The sequence below is a fragment of the Sediminibacter sp. Hel_I_10 genome (assembly GCF_000688335.1).
Lineage (GTDB): Bacteria > Bacteroidota > Bacteroidia > Flavobacteriales > Flavobacteriaceae > Psychroserpens.
This window is the reverse complement of the sequence record NZ_JHZX01000001.1, coordinates 1,078,716-1,098,379: the sequence shown is the minus strand read 5'-3', so window position 1 is coordinate 1,098,379 and position 19,664 is coordinate 1,078,716. Positions and strand designations below refer to the sequence as shown.

General features: G+C 36.9%; 24 protein-coding genes. 7 read left to right on the top strand and 17 right to left on the bottom strand.

Annotation, left to right across the window (positions count from 1 at the left end):
- Positions 1–32 precede the first annotated feature (32 nt).
- The 6 genes from P176_RS0104855 to P176_RS0104830 are packed head-to-tail and all read right to left on the bottom strand — an operon-like array spanning position 33 to position 5,095.
- Positions 33–647 carry a conjugal transfer protein TraK gene (locus P176_RS0104855; protein ID WP_026753644.1) on the bottom strand — a complete coding sequence of 205 codons (615 nt, stop codon included), beginning with the start codon at positions 645–647 and terminating at the stop codon, positions 33–35.
- 11 nt (positions 648–658) lie between these two features.
- Entirely contained in the window at positions 659–1,501 is an 843-nt protein-coding gene (locus tag P176_RS0104850) for a hypothetical protein (RefSeq protein ID WP_026753643.1), read from the bottom strand.
- Between the two features lies 1 nt (position 1,502).
- Entirely contained in the window at positions 1,503–2,087 is a 585-nt protein-coding gene (locus P176_RS0104845) for a hypothetical protein (RefSeq protein WP_037348721.1), read from the bottom strand.
- Between the two features lie 46 nt (positions 2,088–2,133).
- A complete protein-coding gene (locus P176_RS0104840) occupies positions 2,134–4,536 on the bottom strand; it encodes a TraG family conjugative transposon ATPase (RefSeq protein ID WP_026753641.1) in 2,403 nt (800 codons plus the stop codon).
- The gene (locus tag P176_RS0104835; RefSeq protein ID WP_026753640.1) at positions 4,529–4,807 is read right to left on the bottom strand and encodes a hypothetical protein; all 279 of its coding nucleotides are present in this window, start codon (positions 4,805–4,807) and stop codon (positions 4,529–4,531) included. The genes P176_RS0104840 and P176_RS0104835 overlap by 8 nt, the downstream gene beginning before the upstream one ends.
- Positions 4,808–5,095, bottom strand: coding sequence for a hypothetical protein (locus P176_RS0104830; RefSeq protein ID WP_008610937.1), 288 nt, complete (start codon positions 5,093–5,095; stop codon positions 4,808–4,810).
- A gap of 189 nt (positions 5,096–5,284) precedes the next feature.
- Here P176_RS0104830 and P176_RS0104825 point away from each other — a divergent pair, with 189 nt between their 5' ends.
- From P176_RS0104825 to arsB, 7 genes are all read left to right on the top strand, one after another.
- A complete protein-coding gene (locus tag P176_RS0104825) occupies positions 5,285–5,908 on the top strand; it encodes an N-acetylmuramoyl-L-alanine amidase (protein ID WP_026753639.1) in 624 nt (207 codons plus the stop codon).
- 162 nt (positions 5,909–6,070) lie between these two features.
- A complete protein-coding gene (locus P176_RS0104820; RefSeq protein WP_026753638.1) occupies positions 6,071–6,403 on the top strand; it encodes a helix-turn-helix transcriptional regulator in 333 nt (110 codons plus the stop codon).
- Positions 6,404–6,467: 64 nt separating this feature from the next.
- A complete protein-coding gene (locus tag P176_RS0104815; RefSeq protein WP_026753637.1) occupies positions 6,468–7,103 on the top strand; it encodes a hypothetical protein in 636 nt (211 codons plus the stop codon).
- Positions 7,104–7,113: 10 nt separating this feature from the next.
- Positions 7,114–7,581, top strand: coding sequence for a DUF6428 family protein (locus P176_RS0104810; RefSeq protein ID WP_026753636.1), 468 nt, complete (start codon positions 7,114–7,116; stop codon positions 7,579–7,581).
- 19 nt (positions 7,582–7,600) lie between these two features.
- On the top strand, positions 7,601–8,374 hold the full coding sequence (locus P176_RS0104805; protein ID WP_026753635.1) for a metallophosphoesterase: 774 nt from the start codon (positions 7,601–7,603) through the stop codon (positions 8,372–8,374).
- A gap of 12 nt (positions 8,375–8,386) precedes the next feature.
- Positions 8,387–8,767: a glycine cleavage system protein GcvH gene (gene gcvH, locus P176_RS0104800; RefSeq protein ID WP_026753634.1), complete on the top strand. Its 381-nt coding sequence runs from the start codon at positions 8,387–8,389 to the stop codon at positions 8,765–8,767.
- A gap of 5 nt (positions 8,768–8,772) precedes the next feature.
- Positions 8,773–9,819: an ACR3 family arsenite efflux transporter gene (gene arsB / locus P176_RS0104795; protein WP_026753633.1), complete on the top strand. Its 1,047-nt coding sequence runs from the start codon at positions 8,773–8,775 to the stop codon at positions 9,817–9,819.
- 24 nt (positions 9,820–9,843) lie between these two features.
- On the opposite strand, the gene P176_RS0104790 is transcribed toward arsB, so the two are convergent.
- The 11 genes from P176_RS0104790 to P176_RS0104740 all read right to left on the bottom strand — a co-directional run bounded on the left by P176_RS0104790 (position 9,844) and on the right by P176_RS0104740 (position 19,639).
- Positions 9,844–10,506, bottom strand: a complete 663-nt coding sequence (locus P176_RS0104790) for an ATPase (protein WP_026753632.1) — start codon at positions 10,504–10,506, stop codon at positions 9,844–9,846.
- Positions 10,490–11,209 carry a hypothetical protein gene (locus P176_RS0104785; protein WP_026753631.1) on the bottom strand — a complete coding sequence of 240 codons (720 nt, stop codon included), beginning with the start codon at positions 11,207–11,209 and terminating at the stop codon, positions 10,490–10,492. Before P176_RS0104785 ends, P176_RS0104790 begins: the two co-directional genes overlap by 17 nt.
- A gap of 3 nt (positions 11,210–11,212) precedes the next feature.
- Entirely contained in the window at positions 11,213–11,497 is a 285-nt protein-coding gene (locus P176_RS0104780; protein ID WP_026753630.1) for a helix-turn-helix domain-containing protein, read from the bottom strand.
- Positions 11,498–11,819: 322 nt separating this feature from the next.
- Positions 11,820–12,656, bottom strand: coding sequence for an RteC domain-containing protein (locus P176_RS0104775; protein WP_026753629.1), 837 nt, complete (start codon positions 12,654–12,656; stop codon positions 11,820–11,822).
- Positions 12,657–12,929: 273 nt separating this feature from the next.
- Positions 12,930–13,847, bottom strand: coding sequence for a helix-turn-helix transcriptional regulator (locus P176_RS0104770; RefSeq protein ID WP_026753628.1), 918 nt, complete (start codon positions 13,845–13,847; stop codon positions 12,930–12,932).
- 8 nt (positions 13,848–13,855) lie between these two features.
- Entirely contained in the window at positions 13,856–14,341 is a 486-nt protein-coding gene (locus P176_RS0104765) for an asparaginase domain-containing protein (protein ID WP_026753627.1), read from the bottom strand.
- Between the two features lie 502 nt (positions 14,342–14,843).
- The gene (locus P176_RS0104760; RefSeq protein WP_026753626.1) at positions 14,844–15,650 is read right to left on the bottom strand and encodes a DUF547 domain-containing protein; all 807 of its coding nucleotides are present in this window, start codon (positions 15,648–15,650) and stop codon (positions 14,844–14,846) included.
- A 48-nt stretch (positions 15,651–15,698) separates the two neighbouring features.
- Positions 15,699–17,678: a heavy metal translocating P-type ATPase gene (locus P176_RS0104755; protein ID WP_026753625.1), complete on the bottom strand. Its 1,980-nt coding sequence runs from the start codon at positions 17,676–17,678 to the stop codon at positions 15,699–15,701.
- A gap of 77 nt (positions 17,679–17,755) precedes the next feature.
- Complete coding sequence (locus P176_RS0104750) at positions 17,756–18,112, bottom strand: STAS/SEC14 domain-containing protein (protein WP_026753624.1); 357 nt, start codon at positions 18,110–18,112, stop codon at positions 17,756–17,758.
- Between the two features lie 23 nt (positions 18,113–18,135).
- Positions 18,136–18,312 carry a hypothetical protein gene (locus P176_RS20530; RefSeq protein WP_197022145.1) on the bottom strand — a complete coding sequence of 59 codons (177 nt, stop codon included), beginning with the start codon at positions 18,310–18,312 and terminating at the stop codon, positions 18,136–18,138.
- 10 nt (positions 18,313–18,322) lie between these two features.
- Positions 18,323–19,639: an APC family permease gene (locus P176_RS0104740; protein WP_026753623.1), complete on the bottom strand. Its 1,317-nt coding sequence runs from the start codon at positions 19,637–19,639 to the stop codon at positions 18,323–18,325.
- Positions 19,640–19,664 lie beyond the last annotated feature (25 nt).

Sequence of the window (19,664 nt, the reverse complement as noted above, 5' to 3'; positions counted from 1 at the left end):
AGAGTGAGTTTTTAAGTGCCGATTATCGGCTTTCAATTTTCATCTGATACCTTCTTTAAGGTATTTTCGAAGTAATTGGTAATCAATAAGCCGTGTGGATTGTTTGGGAAGTTTCGGTCAACCATAATTAAGTTTCCGGTGGAAACCAATTCATAAGTGTCGATGATTGAACCTCTATTGATTTCAAAAATGGTCGTCGTGGTAAAACTGTACGAGCCATTATTTTCATTTATCCGCGAATCGATGCTTAGTACTTTTTGAACCAAGGAATACTGAAGTAATCTATTGTAAACACCATCGGCCTTTTTCTGGCGATAGAGATTGTCCACGGAACTGTTACCTAACCAAAGTGCCTTTTCCAAGTTGCGTTCATAATTACTGGCATCGATGTTATAGAAGTAATTATGGAACAGATCCAAATGTGCTAATGCTTCGACCCGAAAATTTTCTTTTTGAGTCACGAGCTTCAGCGGAATAATACTACCATCGGTATTAATGGCAAAAGCACTATTGAGCGCTTTTTGATTGGTGTTGAACACCATCCAAACTGAAAAAGTGCTGGACAGCAACGCACAGGCAACAACTGCCAAAACGATAAATCGGTTCAGTTTTAGGACATTATAAATATTCTTATATGGTGTTTTCATATTAATCTGATTTAAGCAGTAAATAATCTGAGTGTAAAGGACGTAGCACGTTTATACAGTTTGAATTTCAGGAAAACAATAAAGCCTACTGAGCCCAGCTGAACTACTGGTGCAAAAAAGCCCTGACCTGTATCGGTTCCGAAAAGGTTGACCCAGAAATTGGTATTGATTTCGGTATATAGTTCATTTACAAAAACGTTGACCAAAAAGAAGGCAGGTACCAGCATATATACAGCTGCATACAATTTGAAGAAAGTGTAGGCTAATGAGCGGAACTTTTCAAATACGGCTAAACTGATGACCAAAGGAAAGAAGGTTTGCATTATTCCAAGTAGAAAAAAGCGTTCTGCCAAAAACAGCGGATAGATGAACAAATCCAATATCCATAGGAAAAGGCTAATGATGAACGCAAGTATCTTGAAACCGTAAAGTGGTGTAACCAAGGCTTCATATAACAGCGTCATAGCTGATTGTGCAACTTCAATAATACTAACGTCCTCTTCGATGGGAATATCTTGCATCTGCAATGGCAATAAGGCTGGTGCTGTCCCTCGATATTGCCCTTCGATAGCTACTAATATGCCATCAAAAAACCCTAAGACCTGAGTTGAGAATATGACCAAGATGACAATGGCAAAATTCTTGACCAGTTCGCCTGGACTCAATCCCCAAGTATAACCATCCTTATCTGCAATGCCTTCATTATATTTTTTAAGAATGTTGACCAAAAAAAACAGGACAGCGAGCGTTTTCATTCCGGCAATAGTGTATTGCGAAAAGTCGCTGGCCTGTATGGTCTGGAAAACGGCATCTATATATTCCAGCCCGATCCCTAAGAGAATTGTGGCAGTCATTTTAGTATTCGGTTTCGCGATTATTGACTTTATCCTGCATTTTTCTAAAGGAAATAATGTCACGATAGCGTTTAGTTTTTGTAGTGATGTTGGAAATCATTTGCTTTGATTCCATCTCTTTTGCTTTTAGAATTTCAGCACGTTCGGCATCACTCATTTTGAGATAGTCGCTGGATAGAACTTCATCTATGAAATCTACCGTGTCCAATGAGTTTTGAACTATGGCATCGAATGATTGCACAACCCTTGAGACTTCATCAGGTTTTATGTAAGGCGAGTTAAGGATATCTTGTACATCGTTTTGCATTACGTTGATAAGGTGCTGATTGTTTTGTCCAATTTCCTCAACTGCTCTCAGTTGTTCGACAACGCTTGACACTTTTTCTATAGCCTCTTTTGCATCTTTCAGAAATTTTACAGACTTTATCATTTGAGCGGTCTGTTTCCCAGATTCCAAAAGCTGTTTTACCAAACTGATAAAATTGGTGTTATCATAAGTTGGCATTCCCTGGGCGGTAGCATTACCCGACATAAATAAGGTCAGAGCTACGGTCATTACTAAAATTTTGATTTTTGTTTTACTCATTGTAAAAAATTTGTTTTGGTATTCGTGAATCTTCGATTTCATAATATTATGTTTTAGATGTGAATTGAATTATTGCTTTTTGCATATCGTGATGCTCGTTGTAGAGCTTCATTATTTCTTCGTTTTCCTGTCCATCGGTCAGGTAAGCTGCGTACACTTCCTTTGGAACTTCAAGCCGGAAGATGTTGCTCTCACGACCAATTTTAATGAACATTTCGGTGTGCTTACGTGGACCAGAAAGGTTGTTTTTGATGGATTTTAATTGGTTCAGGTCGTGGCTAGATAGGTTGAGTCTTTTGACCAATTCATCATAGCCTTTTTCGTTATTTAAGCTATAAATGACCTGCGTGTTTTCAAGAATACTTGCTGAAGTTGAATTGTTAGGCAGCTGGTTTATCGACTGAAGAATAATCCCAATCGCACCGTTTTGTTTACGGATAGCTTGATAATAGAACTCGACACTTTCCAATACATTTTCAAACTTTAGTTGTTTGGCAAACTCATCAAAAAGGATGATACCTTTTTCGGCTCTGTTTTTCCAAATAGTTCTTTGTATAGCAGACTTAATCAGCTTTAACATTACAGACAAGATTTCCTTATTGTCTTTTACTTCATCCAGTTCAAATACAATCAATCGTTTGTCTTCGATTTTGTAGGTTTGGTCTTCGCTTACTTCAAAAAGGAAGCTATATAGACCATCGCCGACGTATTCGGACATTACGTGCAAAAAGCTCGTGACATTGAAGTAGTCGGGATGGATTTTTAGGGTACTCAGAAGATCTTTCTGATTCCTTTCTATAAAACTGTAAAAACCATCCAGCGAGTGATTTTCTGAAATGCTATCATAATAATGGCGTAATATCTTTTTAACCGATACTGATTGCGCTTTTGTAACTTTTAAATCTGAAGCAAATAACTCAAACAAAAAAACCGACAAGTCTTCCAAACGTTCGGGTGTAAGGTCATTTGTATCGCTTATGTAAAATGGGTTGATGCCTAAGTTCTTTCCGCTTTCGTAGCGAAGCACCGTGTATTTTTCGGGATAGAGTTTGGCGAATTTGGTATAAGAACCACCCAAATCGATGATGACCAAGCGAACGCCACTTTCAAAATACTGGCGCAAAATGTTATTGGCCAAAAAGGATTTTCCTTCGCCTGTTGGGGCGAAAATGGCAAAGTTTCGTGCCTTGATGCGTTTCTTCTTTTCATCCCAAACATCTTTTAGGACAGGAATGTTATGTTCACGGTCGTTAAAGATGATTCCGGTGTTATCACTTTTGTAATTGGTATTATTGATGAACAAGCAGAGCGCGTGTTTTAAATCGGTTACGTATAAATCATTGTTTGAGAAATTGGATGAGAAACAGCAGTAGCTATTTAGGATGTAATTCTTACGTTCTTCGCCTCGTGGATAGTAAGGGATAATATCCAATTCCTTGAATTCAGTCTTTATTTTTGAGGTTATCTTATCGAGCTCTTTGGCTTCTTTTGCCCAGTACACGATATTCAAATGACCACGAATGATTCGGGCATTATCATCGGCATTGATTTGGTCAAGAATGTGCTGGATTTTCCCCAGAACCACTTTATTCTGCGAACCGAAGTTGGAACTTTTGTTCAGTTCCTCAATCTTCTTATCAAGTAGCTTGCGCCATTTTTGTTTGTCGTCCAAATACAAAATCTGGTTGACAATGTGGTTCTCATTAAGCGTAAGCCCTAAGCCATCAATAAACCCTTGATGAAATACAAAATCGTCAGAAGTGAATTTCTCATTGGTTTTGCTACTCTGTACACTTTCGCCAAAGCACAGTTCGCTGTTGATGGCAAGGGCATCAAAATGGTTTTCGCCAATATTGACGCTTTTTTTGTTCAGTAAAACATCGGTATCATAGCCTTCATTGAAGCCATTGAAGTAACTGTTTGTTAGTTTTTGAATTTCTTCCGCTTTAAGCGAAACAAAACCCATCTTTCGGCTATTGTTGATGAACGAGACCGAATCGCTTACCGAGTTGGCGAAACTCTTGATATTATCATCTAATTCTTGTACTATTCCCTTTGTAACTTTCCTAAAAGGGTTGACATACTTAGGATTGTTGAGTGCCTTATTTTTGGTCAAGATGAAGAACAAATAACAGCTATGTTCGATATGTCCACGACCTTTAAAATGCTCGTGGGTAGCCTTTTCCAAAAAGGTTGAATTCGGAAGTTGTTCTGAAGTATATGATTTCTTGAGGTAGATGTCCTGTTTATGAACCACAGTACCAACTGGCAGCGACTTCAAAGCCTGAAACCAAGCACCGTGCATATCCTCAAAATCTTTTTCCGATAGCGAATAGATTTCTGGTAGATTACCTTTATAGCACAGGACCACATTGCCATTATTGGCAAATACGATATTGTCTTGAATATCTACAATGGGTTGATATGCCGAAAGGTTAATCTTATTCATAATTGAAGCCAGAATATCTTTTGTTACTAATAATTTGAGGGAAAGCCTTTGCCATTTGGAAAAGCTGTGGATTGTGGGCTATTCGTGTCAGCGCCACATAAAGGGAAGCATTAAATACCAATACACCTATTATTATCCCAAAGCTGAAAGAGAAGATGATGATGAGCAACGAAGCCAAAATGGAAACCATCATTAAGGCAAACAGGGAAATGGGCAGCCCAAAAATGACCGCCCTTTTCCTGATATTTTTATAGACCTCGAAGCGTTTCATTTATACAACGATTCCTATTAGGTAAGTAAAGATTCCTACTACTGCACCTGCAATCAATACAAATACTAAAACTCGGGTAATCCCCTTTTTTAAATCTGCATTTTCCCCAAAAAAATGTCCTGCGTTGAACAGGAAACCTACAAGGAAGATTACACCGAGTAGTATTGGAAAAATAGTTCGGATAGTGTCGCCAACATCATTAACTGAATCTTCAATGCCACCAATTTGAGCAAAAAGCGAAGTGGATAAGAGCGAAAGAATGGATGCTAAATAGTGTGATTTTTTCATAACGGAAAAGTTTAAATTTTTAGTTCATTTTCGTTATTGGAAATTTACATATATTTGAATATAAATAACTGAATATCAAATATTTGTGAATAAAATATTATTTGAAATCAATTGAATTTTTTTGCTATTAATTACCATCAAATTCTATGGATTTTTGAAGTGAAGTTGTTGATAACCCGAAAATTAAAAATGAAAAAAGTGCTCAAAAACGTCAGTTTCGTGATTTTGCTTCTAAAAATGTGCATCATTATTGGACAGGAAACGACTGCTCAAAAAAGAATTGTAATTGACGTTGGACACGGTGGAAAAGATGCTGGCGCAATTGGCATAAACGGCATCCAAGAAAAGGATGTGGTTTTGTCCATTGCAAATGAAATTTTGAGGTTAAATAACAACTTGGAAAAACCACTCGATATTTATTTGACCAGGTATAGTGATACGCTCATTTCTTTATCTAACCGGACTAAGCTGGCCAAAGCTTTAAAAGCGGATTTATTTGTGTCGTTGCATTGCAATCATTCGGATAATCCAGATGCGAAAGGAATAGAGGTTTATGCTTTGAGAAAACAAGAAAGGTTCTCGAAGGAATCGGTATTTGCAGGCTATAAAATTGAAAGAGCCCTTTGTAAAACAATAGGCTATGAAAGTAGAGGTGTGAAGTTTGCAAACTTTCAGGTGCTGAGGGAAACGACAGAGTATTGTCCTGCGATACTAATGGAATTGGGTTTTTTAAGCAATATAGATGAAGCTCAGTATTTAATGAGAAAAGAAAATGTTCTCGCCATTGCGCTATCAATTTTAAAGAAATTATAAATTAAAAAATGAGGTTATGAAAGAGCTATTCATCGAAATTATTAGAAGCATAAAGCAACTTATTTTTGCTTATTTCAGAGAGATTAAGAATTTAATGCGATAAAATAATTTTGACGTTTTAAATATTAATCGTAATATTGCAATGAATTAATATAAATCACGATGGGATTAGCCAAAACGGAAATGTTCACAGACCAGCAAAACCAAATTTCGGTTTTTGCAAAAGCATTTGGACATCCCGCCAGAGTGGCAATCCTGCAACATCTTTTCAAAATTGATGCTTGTTTTTGTGGCGATTTAGTAAAGGAAATCGGTTTAGCACAACCGACAATTTCACAACACCTGAAGGAACTAAAATATTTAGGCTTGATAAAAGGAACAGTTGAAGGAACAAGTGTTTGCTATTGCATAGACACCGAAAACTGGACGGAAATGAAAGATATTATGACCGAATTTCTGGGGCAAGATTTGTTGCCAAAAGATGAATGTTGTTAAAAAAATTTAATTTAATTAATCGCTTTATTGCGATAAACTTATATAGTTTTTTAAACCTTTAATTATGAAAACAAAAACAATAATTCCCATCGTGGTGTTTTTACTTTGCTTTCAGCAAGTAATTCAAGCACAGACCCTCAAGAACAAAATTCAGAAATCCGTGGTTGAAATTGGCGATACATTCCCTGAAATCCCAATGGACAGGCTAAAGTATCTTGACCAGGTTAGTTTTTTAGTATTCAAAAAGTTAGAAGACAGCACCAAGCTTGACGTGCTATTTCTTGATAAGACCAATCAAGAAATTAGCCAACTTGCAATGATATGGCTTCAAACAGGTATGCTATATTATGGACATAGCGATATATTCAATATCCAATCCGCAGGCTTCTCGCCCAAGATTGAACCTATGCCAAAACTTGCGGAATTAAAGGAATATGGTTTCAGCATAAGAAATACGCGCGGGGAAAACCCAATATCCTATAAGATTGACTTCGGTTCTGGCAATTGGACCGTATATCCAAAATCTTTTCAATCTTTAAATTTAAACAGCGAGACTACTTTCAATATATATCTGGAAAACTTATCTGACGACGAGACTAAAAACAACATTGAATTACTTTTTTCAGATACATCAAGCATTCCAAAAGAAATGCTCTATATGGCAACACGAATAAACAATCTATTGCAAACAAAACAATAAAAATAATTTTATGAAATTATCACAAATCAAAGCCCAACTTACGCAGTTGGATAAAATCGCCTTCCAACTACCAAATGGCGATTTGGTTCCAAATCACTTCCACGTTACCGAAGTGGGCAAAATCACAAAACATTTCATTGATTGTGGCGGAACCGAAAGAAAAGAGGAAGTTGCCAATTTTCAACTGTGGAACGCAAACGATTATGACCACAGGTTGCACCCCAGCAAACTGTTGAACATCATCGAGCTTTCCGAAAAAATATTGGAAATAGGCGATTTGGAAGTTGAAGTAGAATACCAAGCAGATACGATTGGAAAATTCGGACTCGATTTCGACGGAAACAATTTCTTGCTGACATCCAAACAAACCGACTGTTTGGCTAAAGACCAATGTGGTATTCCTACAGAAAAACCTAAAATGAAATTATCCGACATTCAAACCGCAACTTCTTGCGCACCAGATAGCGGTTGTTGCTAAACCTAAAAAAAACTTCATAATGAAAATAATACTATTCAGCGATATTCATTCAAACTTACCTGCATTACAAGCATTTTTTAAAGATTTGGAAAACAGGGAATACGATGCCATCTACTGCCTTGGCGATTTGGTGGGCTATAACGTTTGGCCCAATGAGGTCATCGAGGAAATCAGAAAGCGAAAAATACCGACCATCGCCGGCAATTATGACTTTGGTATTGGCAGGAAAAGCAATGATTGCGGTTGCGCCTATAAAACTGATGAAGAAAAAGCAAATGGGAAGGTTTCAATTTCTTTGACCAACGAATTGGTTAATGATAAAAACAGAGCGTATCTGAGAACACTTCCAGCCCATATGAAATTAGAATTTCAATTGAATGAAGACCAATTGAATGTGCTATTGGTACACGGAAGTCCACGAAAAATAAATGAATATCTTTTTGAAGACAGAGCAGAGAAAAGTATGATTCGTATTATGGAACAAGCCGATGCCGATGTGATGTGCTTTGGTCATACCCATAAACCTTATCACAGAACTTTCGATTCGGCAGATGAAAGTGCGTCACATTTTCGGCACGCTATAAATATCGGGTCAATTGGTAAACCCAAAGACGGCGATAATCGAGGTAGTTACATCATTTTAGATATCAACGAGAATGCTTCGGTTAAAGATAAGGACAGTATTTCTGTAGAATTCGTAAAGTTTGAATACGATATCGAGAAAGCGGCAAAGGCGGTCGAAGACAGTATTTTACCCAACAGCTATGCTGATAATTTGAGAAACGGATATTAAAACCTTGCAACTATGGAAGCATCTAACAATCTATATTTTTCCAAAGAGCACACTTGGATAAAAATTGAAAACGATACCGGAACTATTGGTATTACCACTTTTGCCCAAAGTGAACTTGGCGAGATAGTCTATGTTGACTTACCAAGCGTGGGCGATGAGTTTGAACAGGACGAAGTTTTTGGTTCTGTCGAGGCTCTTAAAACAGTAAGTGATTTATTTATGCCCCTTTCGGGCGAAGTTACCGCTGTTAACGAGAATCTACTTGAAAACCCAACACTTGTAAACGAAAAACCTTTTAGCGAAGGTTGGATGGTCAAGATAAAAGTTAGTAACCTGAACGAGCTTTCAAATCTTTTGAGCCACGAGGCGTATCAAAAATCAATCAATCAATAAATAATATGGCTAAGAAAAAATTAGGCTTCCTCGATAGAAACCTTACACTATGGATTTTTGTCGCAATGGCAATAGGCGTCGGGATTGGGTATTTCATTCCAACATTTCCAAATATCATAAACTCATTCAGCAGCGGAACAACCAATATACCTATTGCGATAGGCTTAATATTGATGATGTACCCACCTTTGGCTAAAGTCAATTATGCGCTCTTACCTAAAGTTTTCAAAAACACAAAAATCCTTTCTATTTCACTCATTTTGAATTGGGTAATTGGTCCTGTCTTGATGTTCGTTTTGGCAATCACGTTTTTACGTGATTATCCCGAATATATGGTTGGACTTATTCTAATAGGCTTGGCACGTTGTATCGCAATGGTCTTGGTTTGGAACGACCTTGCTGAAGGAAGTAGCGAGTATGGTGCTGGTCTGGTCGCTTTGAACAGTATTTTTCAAGTCTTTGCATATAGTTTTTATGCTTGGATTTTCATAACTGTACTTCCGCCTTATTTTGGTTTTGAAGGTGCTATTGTAGATATCTCAATTGGCACTATCGCTGAAAGTGTAGCTATCTATTTAGGTATTCCTTTTGTGATGGGAATATTGAGCAGACTAATTTTAGTAAAACTAAAGGGCGAAGATTGGTATACAAATAAATTTATTCCGAAAATTTCGCCCATAACATTGATTGCACTTTTGTTTACCATAGTAATAATGTTTTCGCTAAAAGGCGAACTGATTGTGGAAATCCCGATGGACGTAGTGATTATTGCAGTTCCTCTACTCATCTATTTTACGTTAATGTTTATCATCGGCTTTTTCTTTACCAAAGCAACAGGTGCAGAATACGACAAGACAGCAGCAGTTGCATTTACTGCCGCAGGAAATAATTTTGAATTAGCGATTGCCGTTGCCATCGCAGTCTTTGGGTTGAACTCAGGACAAGCTTTTGCTGGTGTTATTGGACCTTTAGTGGAAGTTCCAGCGTTAATACTATTGGTTCGGGTTTCCTTTTGGCTGCGGAAAAAATATTATGGTAAAATCGAGGTTTAAGTTGTTAAAGGGATAGGTAAATGTTCATTTCCGCTTATCCCCAGCCTTTGTATCAAAAGCAATCAAATTAAATAATTCTCGCATTCGACTACGAACTCGGTTTCCATAGCGTTCTTCCAGTTCCTCGGCATTCAGGTTAGTTGTGGCGTGTGTTTTAATTTTATGTTTGGTTTGCAAATACAGCTCGTATCGAGATAAAAGCACTTCGCCCATCACGTTAAGATCCTTACCGTAAAATCTGCCAGACGGTTCCACGCCCAAATCATCAAAACAATAAAACTTTGTGTTACCATATTCTTCAACTGTTTTAAAGCCAAGATGGTTAAAACTGAAGGTTACGTTCCGGCAGGGAATCATTTCGTAAGGTCGTTGCAATGGCACCAAATGGCGCAACAATTTCATCAAACTGGTTTTTCCGCAACCTACTGGTCCAGAAAGCAAGATGCCTTTGTCAATGTCAATGCCATAAATCTCACAGTTATCCTTGTCCTTGATGAAATAGGAACAGAGCTTCAGCAGAATATCCTTGTCCTCATCATAAATCCTGAACTTTTCGCCAAACAAAAGTTTGCCTTTGGCATTCAGGTAAATCAAGATTTTTGGAAAATCGTAGAGGACACTTTTGCCATCAAATTTTCCGAGCGAATATTCCACGCCACCTTCGGTTATTTTAGAGGGGTTGTCCATAATCTTTGTTTTTAGTGGTTCGCAAGTTGTCCTTGATTTGGGACAATTGTTTTTTGTTTGATTTTTTTTCCTCGGCGAATATTTCAGTTCTGTCCATCCAATTGATGGCTACGGCTCGCCAATCTCGAATTTCTTTTCCATCGCTTGTTTGCCAGTTACGAGTTTGGTAATGCTCAAAGAATTTTTTTGCTTCATCAGCATCAAAACCTTTTTCTTCAAAAAAAATAAAAACGGCCTGCCAGCCCTTTGGTTGTTTTATATTGTTTTCTTGTTTGTTATTGTTTATAGTAGATACCAATGCTTGTCCACCTATGGGACGGTACTGTCCCTCAACTGGTTCTCTTATGGGATGGTACCGTTCCGCAAGATGTTCTAATTCGGGATGGTACTGTCCCGTAACCGTCTCATCACTTGTCTCGATAATGGCCATCTTGATTTTGCTGCCTTTATAGGGATTGTTTGAAGGGAAGTAAAAAAGGTAGTTCCAAGAATCAAGCTCGGTTACACAACGATGGTACGTAGATTTCGAGCCTATTTTTGATGCCATCATTAGGTCGCGACGGTTTACGTAGAACTCATCCGCAAAGCGGCTACTGTTCCATTCTTGGAACAGCGCCATATATAGGCTGATGTGGGTAGGGTTGAGGCGGTCATCAGAATAGAACTTTTCAAAAGCCGCATTAAGTAGCTTTATATAGTTCATCGCCTATGAATTTAGACCGTGCTGTACACGATTAGCATCCATAACTTTTTGAATTTCCTCTGTATCGTAATAGATAATGCCACCTACTTTAGTGTATGGTAGTGTCCCATTGATACGAAGATTTTGCAAAGTGCCTGGACTTACCTGAAGCAAGTCCATAACCTCGGAAGATTTGAGATATTTTTTAAGTTTTCCTTTGGACTGATTGGTAAGTAGTTTCTTGATGTCATCGAGCAATTCCATTTTGAAATCTCGAAGGTCGTCTGTGGTAATAATACTTGTCGGCATAATAGAACGGTTTTAAAGAAAAGGACTATCAGAGGTTTAAATTTTTAATTGATAGCCCTTAACCTGATTTGACTTTCGTTCTACAAATTTGAATAGGTTTATTGGATTTTATTCCCCAGTACGACCGTACTACGGTTAAAATTTAACATTTTGAAATTTGGTGTGTTTTGATAAGATTTGAAGGCGTTTTTGTAAATCGACACCATCAAATTGAACTAAATTTTATGAAAAACAAATGCAGAATTCAATTACCGTAGGTTAACCGTACTACGGTCTTTTTTTAACAGTTCAAAAAGAAAGACATAATGAAAAAATTGAAGGTCTATTCCTCGCTTTTATTCATTTCTATGAGTAGTGATGTTGAGAGTTCGTCGAGAAAAAGCGTTCTACTGTTTTTCCTGTTTTTGATATCGTGATAGGTTTTGTAGATGTCCTTGGGCTCAATATTAAAAAGCTGTTGTAACTTTTTTGAAACTTGCATTATACCCTGATTTTCCTGTTTACCCAATCCTTTCGCACACAATGCGTAAACCAGTTCCACGTAGTCTGTATTAGAAAAAGGCCAGTCCATCTTTTCAATTGGTTTAATGGTGGACAATTTCCCATTTAATCCTTTACGAACTTTATGCTTTTTTTCATCTAAATAGGTCACTAAAAAATCATACGCCTTGTATTTGCCCAAAAGCATATCTCTTGGGGTACAAAATTCTGGGTCTTGAAAATAGAATTTTGAGGTAGTGATATGAAATGTTTCCATAGAATCCCTCGTGTAATATTCCTCGTCAAAATGGGTAGCACCAGAATTAACGTATCGTCCAAAATCCATATTGTAGAGAAAAAAGCGATTTACCTTGTTGATTTTCTTTTTGATGGATTTTAACTGAGAATGTTTATCCCCTTTAGGAAATTGAATTTCAAAAGAATGGATTTCTGAAAAGTAGATGAGTTTGATAAGAGGAATCTGTTTGGTTTCTTTGAAGAATTCTATTTCTTCCTTGGTAGTTTTAAATTCATTATTGAGGATTTCTTTTTTGTAAGTACTTAAAACTTTACGACACAGTTTTATAGAACGATATGCCCGTTCTAAAATATTTTCATATTGAAATTTTATTTCATCCAGATCCTGAAGTAGTTTTTTTGATAGTATTTGAGAATTCATAAGCAGGCAATTTTTGTTTGGAAACCATAGGAATGGGATTTAGTTGATAAGGTTGCGTTTTAGTTTTCATTGTCCTGCAAAATTTATGTAATGACTGCTCTAAATAATAAAATTTGTGGCTCATTAGTAGAATTTATGGAACTGTCTGTAAGTTAACTTTACGTAGTAATTATACAAGGAAAACTTTCCGTAATTAAATACGGAATACACCGTATTTTTCTACGGACATTTTGTGAAACACTCTAAACTCAATGCTTTTCAGATTGATTACGACTACATCTTTTTCTTACGAAATCGCTTCAAAAATTCACGTCTGTTCTTTACGCCTGTCTTTTTGAAGATATTGGATGCGTGTTTTGATACTGTACTTTCAGCAATGAATAAATCTTTAGCAATATTTCGGTAGCTTAAATCACTTAAAATGGAAAGTGCTATCTCAATTTCTCGTCTTGTTAAATCTTCATAAAAGATTTTACTCTCTATCGCTTCATCTTTCTGTTTTTTCTTAAGAGCAAACACCTCGTACATTCGGTTATTATTTTCTATGAAATATAAATACCTATCTACTTCAATTGTGGTTATGGCATAAAAAGCCAAGTTCATCACGGTAAATGTTATCCATTGGTAGTCCCCAATAACCGTGCAAATAGGTAACAATGCAATACTGCTTACACTTACGATAGAAAGTCTATTCCGTCTCAAAATAAAGGCATTTGGATTATTTGGATTGGAAATCCTTCTGTAAAAAATGAACAGAAATATAATGGCAGCTATGGATATTGGTATGGTAAATAGGAATCTGGCAGAGTCTAAAGAGCCTGTAACAAAATACGGAATTAAAAAAAGAATGATATAACTAACGCTCGTGAATATAGCAAGATTACGAATGGAAGAATTATACTTCAGAACAACAATATCATATTCCTTATAGAGATAATATACAATGAAGACACATAGCGTTATTGCCACGCTATACGTTATGATGTATTGAATAATAAAAGGCCCAGGAAAATTATCTGTTGGAAGAAATCCGCCAGTTACATTATAGACGACGAATAGTAAACCGAGAATTAGAAAACGCTTAAAGCTACTATGCGTTTTCTTTCCTGAAAAGTAGAGTGTAAACAATACAATGACCGTATCTATTATTAGATAGAAGAACGTTGTCCAATGTATTGAAGTTCCAAACATTTATATTCCTACTCATTGCGCTCAAATTTGTTGGTTTCTAAATTTTTGGAAACATTATTCCAAGGAAAAATTTGTCCGTTCATAGCAATATAAACATCCGGTTTTAGAAGCTGTAATGAGCTAATTGCATACCCTAAATTGAAAGGTGCATCTGTATCTGCAGATGAACCCAATATGAATGACCCAACCAAAACAATAGTTTTGTTCAAATTGAGCTTTCCTATATAATTTGCGGTATCTTCCATAGTGAAAGTACCGTGAGTTATTAAAATTTTGGTCGCTTTAGATTCTGAAATCTTGCGAACTAAAAGTTTTATATCATTTTTATTTATTGCTCGACTATCTTTTTTAAATACACTCTCGATGGTATAGTTAAAATTAACATTTGCACTTTCAAGAAAGTCTTTAATGGTAACATTGGATTTCGTAATTCCGCTGCCATCTTCATAGTCTAAACCCTCTATGGTGCCACCAGTAGTTAATATATGTATCATAATACAGGACTTATTTTACCCTATAAATATAATGGTTATTATTTGTAATTAAATTTCATCAAGCAACATTGATTAGAATAGCATTAATCATTTTTTCTTCCATTACACACAAACCACTTGGAACATTATATTCTTGTAGTTAATCAATGTTTATGAATATTCCCTTTTAGCACAAAAAAGTAAAGCAGAAATGCGGCCATTATCATAAGGATTATCATAAGAATACCCCTGACCTTATCTCTTTTTGTGATGTCGGTATTAGATGATTTCCGATTTTTTTTGTTTCTTTTAGAATTACTTTTTTGATACATTACTTTTGATGATTTTCACTTCATTTTCTACAATCATATCGCATTCAATATGGGCAAAAAAGCGACAGCGATATCGATAGGAATTGATTCTCATATCTTTACATTTATGGGTATTCTCTTTTCGTTAGCCAGAAAGATTACCAAATTTGAAAACCCTATCAAGTTTTCAAAACATTTTAGATTTAGAGAAATTATTTCTGCTCGTTCAAGTCCCAGTTATAATTTTGATATTGCAGGGTAGCATTAGCGTTAATCTTCGTGTCTGCATATTTATTGATAAAACCAATGACATCTTTTTTATCATTAACGGTATAGTCCTTTTCATACCATTTGAAAATCATTGATACTTTTGGGTTGGTAGCTGAAATCTCATTAAATTTTTCATTATTAATGAAATCCCTTGTTACACGCTCTAACTGCTCATTTATTTTACCAGCAGTGTAGGCCTCGTTTAATAATGGTGGACAAGAAATAGATGCGCAGGCAATAGCAAAATGGATTCGAGGCTCGTTCATTTTACGAAGCACACCATTCTCAATAGTCGCCAAGGTTATTTCCCGACCATCAATTGGGACGTAAGGTTTTGTCCAGGGTCCATCGATATCCTTGATACTATTCACGGGATAATTTTCTACAATTAGTTTTACTGTGTAAGCATTATAAGAGTTGATGTAGTAGGCGAGCAATTCCTGCACAGACCAATCGTCGTTTGGCTCTTGTGTGGCAAGAATTTTCAAGTAATCTTCTAAAGTCTCAAAATCTTTCTTGAAACCTTCGTAATCAACAAGACCTTCATTGTTAACGTACTTCCTCAACAAATTATCCCAAATCGTATGGTCAACATTCACAGAAGAGTTTGCGGTCGTAGAGACTAATTTGCCTTCAACCTTCTTTGTTGGTTGCCCTTGACTGGTAATTCCTGCCGCACCTAAAAGTGAGCAGCTCTGAATACTTCCCGCAACTAACAGCAGGACAATAGTTTTAATTATAATTTTCATTTTTCTGTTTTTATTATTATTCCAATTTCAAATTCGTATTAAGTTCTTTTATTCCCATTTTAACTTCTGCAACCGTACTGCATTCAATATTGCCAATAACGCCACACCAACATCTGCAAAAACAGCTTCCCACATCGTCGCCAATCCACCTGCACCAAGGATAAGTACAATTACTTTCACACCGAATGCCAAGCCAATATTTTGCCATACGATTCTACGGGTTGAACGTCCAATTTTAATAGCTCTTGCAATCTTGCTCGGTTGGTCGTTTTGGATGATGACATCGGCAGTTTCAATCGCAACATCGCTACCTAAACCACCCATCGCAATACCTACGTCGCTTGCTGCCAATACAGGCGCATCATTGATACCATCGCCTATGAAAGCTACTTTCGTATCAGGTTGCTTTTTGAGCTCTTCGACTTCGTTGAGCTTATCTTCTGGCAATAACCCGCCTTTTGCCCAATCTATACCCAATTCTTTTGCGACCTGTTGGGTTATGGAATCCTTATCGCCCGAAAGCATTATGATTTTTGAAATTCCTGATTCCCGAATTTGTTTTATGGCTTGATGGGCATCTTCCTTCAATTCATCGTCAATAGTTACATAACCTGCAAATTTTCCATCAATGGCAACCATTACGATTGATTCCACAATGTCGTTGGTTGCAGATGGAACTTCTATACTATTTGAGGTCATCAAGGCTTTGTTTCCTACCAAAACAGTCTTGCCGTTGACCTTACCTTTTAAACCCTTTCCAGCAACTTCAGAAACATTTGTAGCCTCTAAATCCGCGCCCTCGGCTTTATATTCTAATATGGCTTTAGCTATTGGATGGGTAGATTTTTCTTCCATTGCCATCAGGTACTGCATAAATTCTGTTTCCGTGAAAGTAGATTTATTGATAATTTCCTTGATTTTGAAAACCCCTTTGGTCACGGTTCCTGTCTTATCCATTACAACAGTATTCACTTTGGTCATTGCATCCAAAAAGGATGCGCCTTTAAATAGAATACCATTTTTTGAAGCTGCTCCCAATCCGCCAAAATATCCCAATGGGATAGAAATTACCAAGGCACACGGACAGGAAATAACCAAGAAAATTAAAGCTCGGTATAACCATTCCTGAAACACATAATCATCTACAAAGAAATACGGGAAAAATGTCAACGCAATTGCAAGGAACACAACGATAGGCGTATAGATTCTCGCAAATTTTCTAATGAACAATTCGGTTTTTGACTTACGAGCAGTGGCGTTTTGCACCATATCCAAGATACGGGCAATAGAACTATCCTTAAATTCTTTGGTGGTTTCGATTTCAATAACGCCATCAAGGTTGATGCTTCCCGCAAATACTTTTTCACCCTTAGCAATGGTATCAGGTTTGCTTTCGCCCGTTAATGCTGCTGTGTTGAACGAGCCTTTTTTTGACAGTAAAATTCCATCCAAAGGAATTTTTTCTCCAACTCTGACCTGTACTTTTTCGCCAATAGCTACTTTTTCTGGATTTACTGAAATGTAATCGTTTTCTCGATATACTAAAGCTTCGTTGGGGCGCACATCTAAAAGGGCTTTAATGTTACTCTTGGCCTTTTTAACCGCAGCACTTTGGAATAATTCACCTACCGCATAGAACAGCATTACAGCAACACCTTCGGGATATTCGCCTATGGCAAATGCACCAATTGTGGCAATGGACATCAGTAGAAATTCTGTAAATAAATCGCCATTCTTAATACTTTTCCAACCTTCCAATATCACAGGAAAACCTACGGGAACGTATGCCACGGTATACCATAATATTCTTATCCAACCCGTAAAATGCGGAAATGTCCCTAAATAATCAAAAAGTATGCCCGCCATCAACATTATGAAGCTGAAAATTGCAGGGATGTAGGGTCTTAGATTCATTCTGCTCGTGGGTTCTTCACTCGCGATTTCCATAGTATCACAACATCCATTTTCAGGGTGTTGAGTTGGATTATTGATTTTCTCGTTGTTATTATTTGATTTTCCTTTTTTCATTTGTTGTTACTTTCAGGCATAATATAATACATAGATACCGCGGTGCTTACACAACTAATACCAGTATTAAAGTGACCTTAATTTTTAATCCATTGTTTCGCTGTCTCCTTATCTTTCAAATCAAAATATCTGATATCTGCATTGGTAAAAGGCTTCATAAATTGGGCTATCCATTCCTGCCATTTTTTATCTCCTACCATTGCTATTTTTTCATAGTCCTTGGCGTGGGCCGTGTCCATTTTGAGGTCTTCCCATAAACCAGGCAAGTCCCAACCCGTAAAGTTGTCCATCTCAAAATACCAACGGACTTTCATTCCCTTGTCCAGTATAGCGTGGATAAGTGGATGGATTTTTTCTATATCTTCTTTTCTCAATTTGCCTGAAGCTTTTGTAGCAATGGTATTTTTATTTGTTAATTCGATTATCCGTAACATTTTGTTTGGTTTTTAATTAATAATCATCCTTCTAAATCGTAAAACCATTCTTCAGCCATTACGACTGCTTTTTTTATGGCTTTTTCTTTTGAAAAGTCTTCCTTTTCGATTAATTCTTTCGCAATTTCGATTGCCTTTTTCCTTACCGATGGATTAAGGGCGTCAAGCTCTGTTCTAAATTCTTCAAATGTCCAGTCCATAAAAAATGTATTAGTGGTTAAACAATTCGTTTTCTTCTTTACCATCTATCTCTTTTCTTGGTCTTTTATCCAAAAAATAATCGAGTATTATTCCCACTATTATCGCTCCTACAAAGGCAGCGTAAACCAATCCATCATACTGAATAATTAGAGTTAGGCTAACCAATATGGCCAAAATGGGCAGTATTGGAACTTTGCCAATAGACAATGGCACTCTGAAAGGTCTGTTCTGTGTTGGTTCTTTAAAACGTAAAACAATGAGTGCAATATTTACGGCTACAAACACAAGCAGTGCGCCTAAAGAAGACATACCTGCTACAATCTTAATATCGCCCAACAATAAAAATCCCGCAACTGCTGCCATAACTACAATAGTAGTAACCCACGGTACTTTCTGTGCATTGGTTTTGGTCATAAACTTTGGAAGTTCTCCGACACTGGCCATTCCAAAAAGCAACCTACTTATGGATATGATACCACTAAAAGCAGCATTAGCCGTAGCAAAAAGTGCAGCGATAGCCAATACCACAGGCAACCAATTGTTGAGATTGGAAGCTGCAAGAGAAAGTGGCGAATCCACGTTTGCCAAAGCGGAAGGGTCTGCAATATTCAAAACCGTAAAAGCAATAAATAAATAAATTATTGTAGTTATTACCATAGTCATTAAAAATGCACGGGGAATTGTTTTCCCTGGGTTCTTAACTTCCGAACCCAAAGCTGCCATATGTTCAAAACCAGTATAGATAAAGAACAGTGTAGCTGTGGCCGCCAAAGTTCCAGAAATCGATTCAATTTTAAAAAATTCTGCTTTGGGTGGACCAGTTTCCAAAAGTCCAAATACTATCAATAATAACAATCCCAAAAGTTGAATGCTGACCATAATAATATTTGCTGTCGACGATTTTGTGATGCCTGTAATACTAATTAATGACAACACCAATAAAATGCCATAACTTATTAGAAGAGAGGGCATATTAAAAAACGTATTGAAATACCCCGAAAAGGCAAGTAACACGGCTGCAATGGTGGCCGAACTATGAAAAGCAATCGTCCAACCCGTGAGAAAAGACGGAATATCAATTTTTGGAAATGCCTTGCGTACAAAAATAAATTCCGCACCAGCATTGGGATAGGTAGAGGACAACTCTGCATAGGACATTGCAGAGACACTAGCCGCAATTGCTGCAAAAATAAAACTCAACCAAAGGTCTGTGCCCGCTTGTCCAGCAGCTGCACCAATCACGGTATAGATTCCTGCACCCACAATCGTGCCAACGCCATAAAAGGTAAGTCGAAGCGTACCCAAAGATTTTTTTAGTTCTGCCATATTTTTTAGTTAAAGAGGGTGGAAA

Excerpts from the sequence above, each read along its gene's own strand:
- P176_RS0104815 (WP_026753637.1), top strand. The coding sequence starts at position 6,468 with ATGAAAACAAAAACAATAATTCCCATCGTGGTGTTTTTACTTTGCTTT.
- P176_RS0104775 (WP_026753629.1), bottom strand. The coding sequence starts at position 12,656 with ATGAATTCTCAAATACTATCAAAAAAACTACTTCAGGATCTGGATGAA.
- P176_RS0104850 (WP_026753643.1), bottom strand. The coding sequence starts at position 1,501 with ATGACTGCCACAATTCTCTTAGGGATCGGGCTGGAATATATAGATGCC.
- P176_RS0104765 (WP_026753627.1), bottom strand. The coding sequence starts at position 14,341 with ATGATACATATATTAACTACTGGTGGCACCATAGAGGGTTTAGACTAT.
- P176_RS0104810 (WP_026753636.1), top strand. The coding sequence starts at position 7,114 with ATGAAATTATCACAAATCAAAGCCCAACTTACGCAGTTGGATAAAATC.
- P176_RS0104755 (WP_026753625.1), bottom strand. The coding sequence starts at position 17,678 with ATGAAAAAAGGAAAATCAAATAATAACAACGAGAAAATCAATAATCCA.
- P176_RS0104830 (WP_008610937.1), bottom strand. The coding sequence starts at position 5,095 with ATGAAAAAATCACACTATTTAGCATCCATTCTTTCGCTCTTATCCACT.
- P176_RS0104790 (WP_026753632.1), bottom strand. The coding sequence starts at position 10,506 with ATGGACAACCCCTCTAAAATAACCGAAGGTGGCGTGGAATATTCGCTC.
- P176_RS0104780 (WP_026753630.1), bottom strand. The coding sequence starts at position 11,497 with ATGCCGACAAGTATTATTACCACAGACGACCTTCGAGATTTCAAAATG.
- P176_RS0104750 (WP_026753624.1), bottom strand. The coding sequence starts at position 18,112 with ATGTTACGGATAATCGAATTAACAAATAAAAATACCATTGCTACAAAA.
- P176_RS0104805 (WP_026753635.1), top strand. The coding sequence starts at position 7,601 with ATGAAAATAATACTATTCAGCGATATTCATTCAAACTTACCTGCATTA.
- P176_RS0104760 (WP_026753626.1), bottom strand. The coding sequence starts at position 15,650 with ATGAAAATTATAATTAAAACTATTGTCCTGCTGTTAGTTGCGGGAAGT.
- P176_RS0104820 (WP_026753638.1), top strand. The coding sequence starts at position 6,071 with ATGGGATTAGCCAAAACGGAAATGTTCACAGACCAGCAAAACCAAATT.
- P176_RS0104770 (WP_026753628.1), bottom strand. The coding sequence starts at position 13,847 with ATGTTTGGAACTTCAATACATTGGACAACGTTCTTCTATCTAATAATA.
- arsB (WP_026753633.1), top strand. The coding sequence starts at position 8,773 with ATGGCTAAGAAAAAATTAGGCTTCCTCGATAGAAACCTTACACTATGG.
- P176_RS20530 (WP_197022145.1), bottom strand. The coding sequence starts at position 18,312 with ATGGACTGGACATTTGAAGAATTTAGAACAGAGCTTGACGCCCTTAAT.
- P176_RS0104835 (WP_026753640.1), bottom strand. The coding sequence starts at position 4,807 with ATGAAACGCTTCGAGGTCTATAAAAATATCAGGAAAAGGGCGGTCATT.
- P176_RS0104785 (WP_026753631.1), bottom strand. The coding sequence starts at position 11,209 with ATGAACTATATAAAGCTACTTAATGCGGCTTTTGAAAAGTTCTATTCT.
- P176_RS0104845 (WP_037348721.1), bottom strand. The coding sequence starts at position 2,087 with ATGAGTAAAACAAAAATCAAAATTTTAGTAATGACCGTAGCTCTGACC.
- P176_RS0104740 (WP_026753623.1), bottom strand. The coding sequence starts at position 19,639 with ATGGCAGAACTAAAAAAATCTTTGGGTACGCTTCGACTTACCTTTTAT.
- P176_RS0104825 (WP_026753639.1), top strand. The coding sequence starts at position 5,285 with ATGAAAAAAGTGCTCAAAAACGTCAGTTTCGTGATTTTGCTTCTAAAA.
- P176_RS0104840 (WP_026753641.1), bottom strand. The coding sequence starts at position 4,536 with ATGAATAAGATTAACCTTTCGGCATATCAACCCATTGTAGATATTCAA.
- gcvH (WP_026753634.1), top strand. The coding sequence starts at position 8,387 with ATGGAAGCATCTAACAATCTATATTTTTCCAAAGAGCACACTTGGATA.
- P176_RS0104855 (WP_026753644.1), bottom strand. The coding sequence starts at position 647 with ATGAAAACACCATATAAGAATATTTATAATGTCCTAAAACTGAACCGA.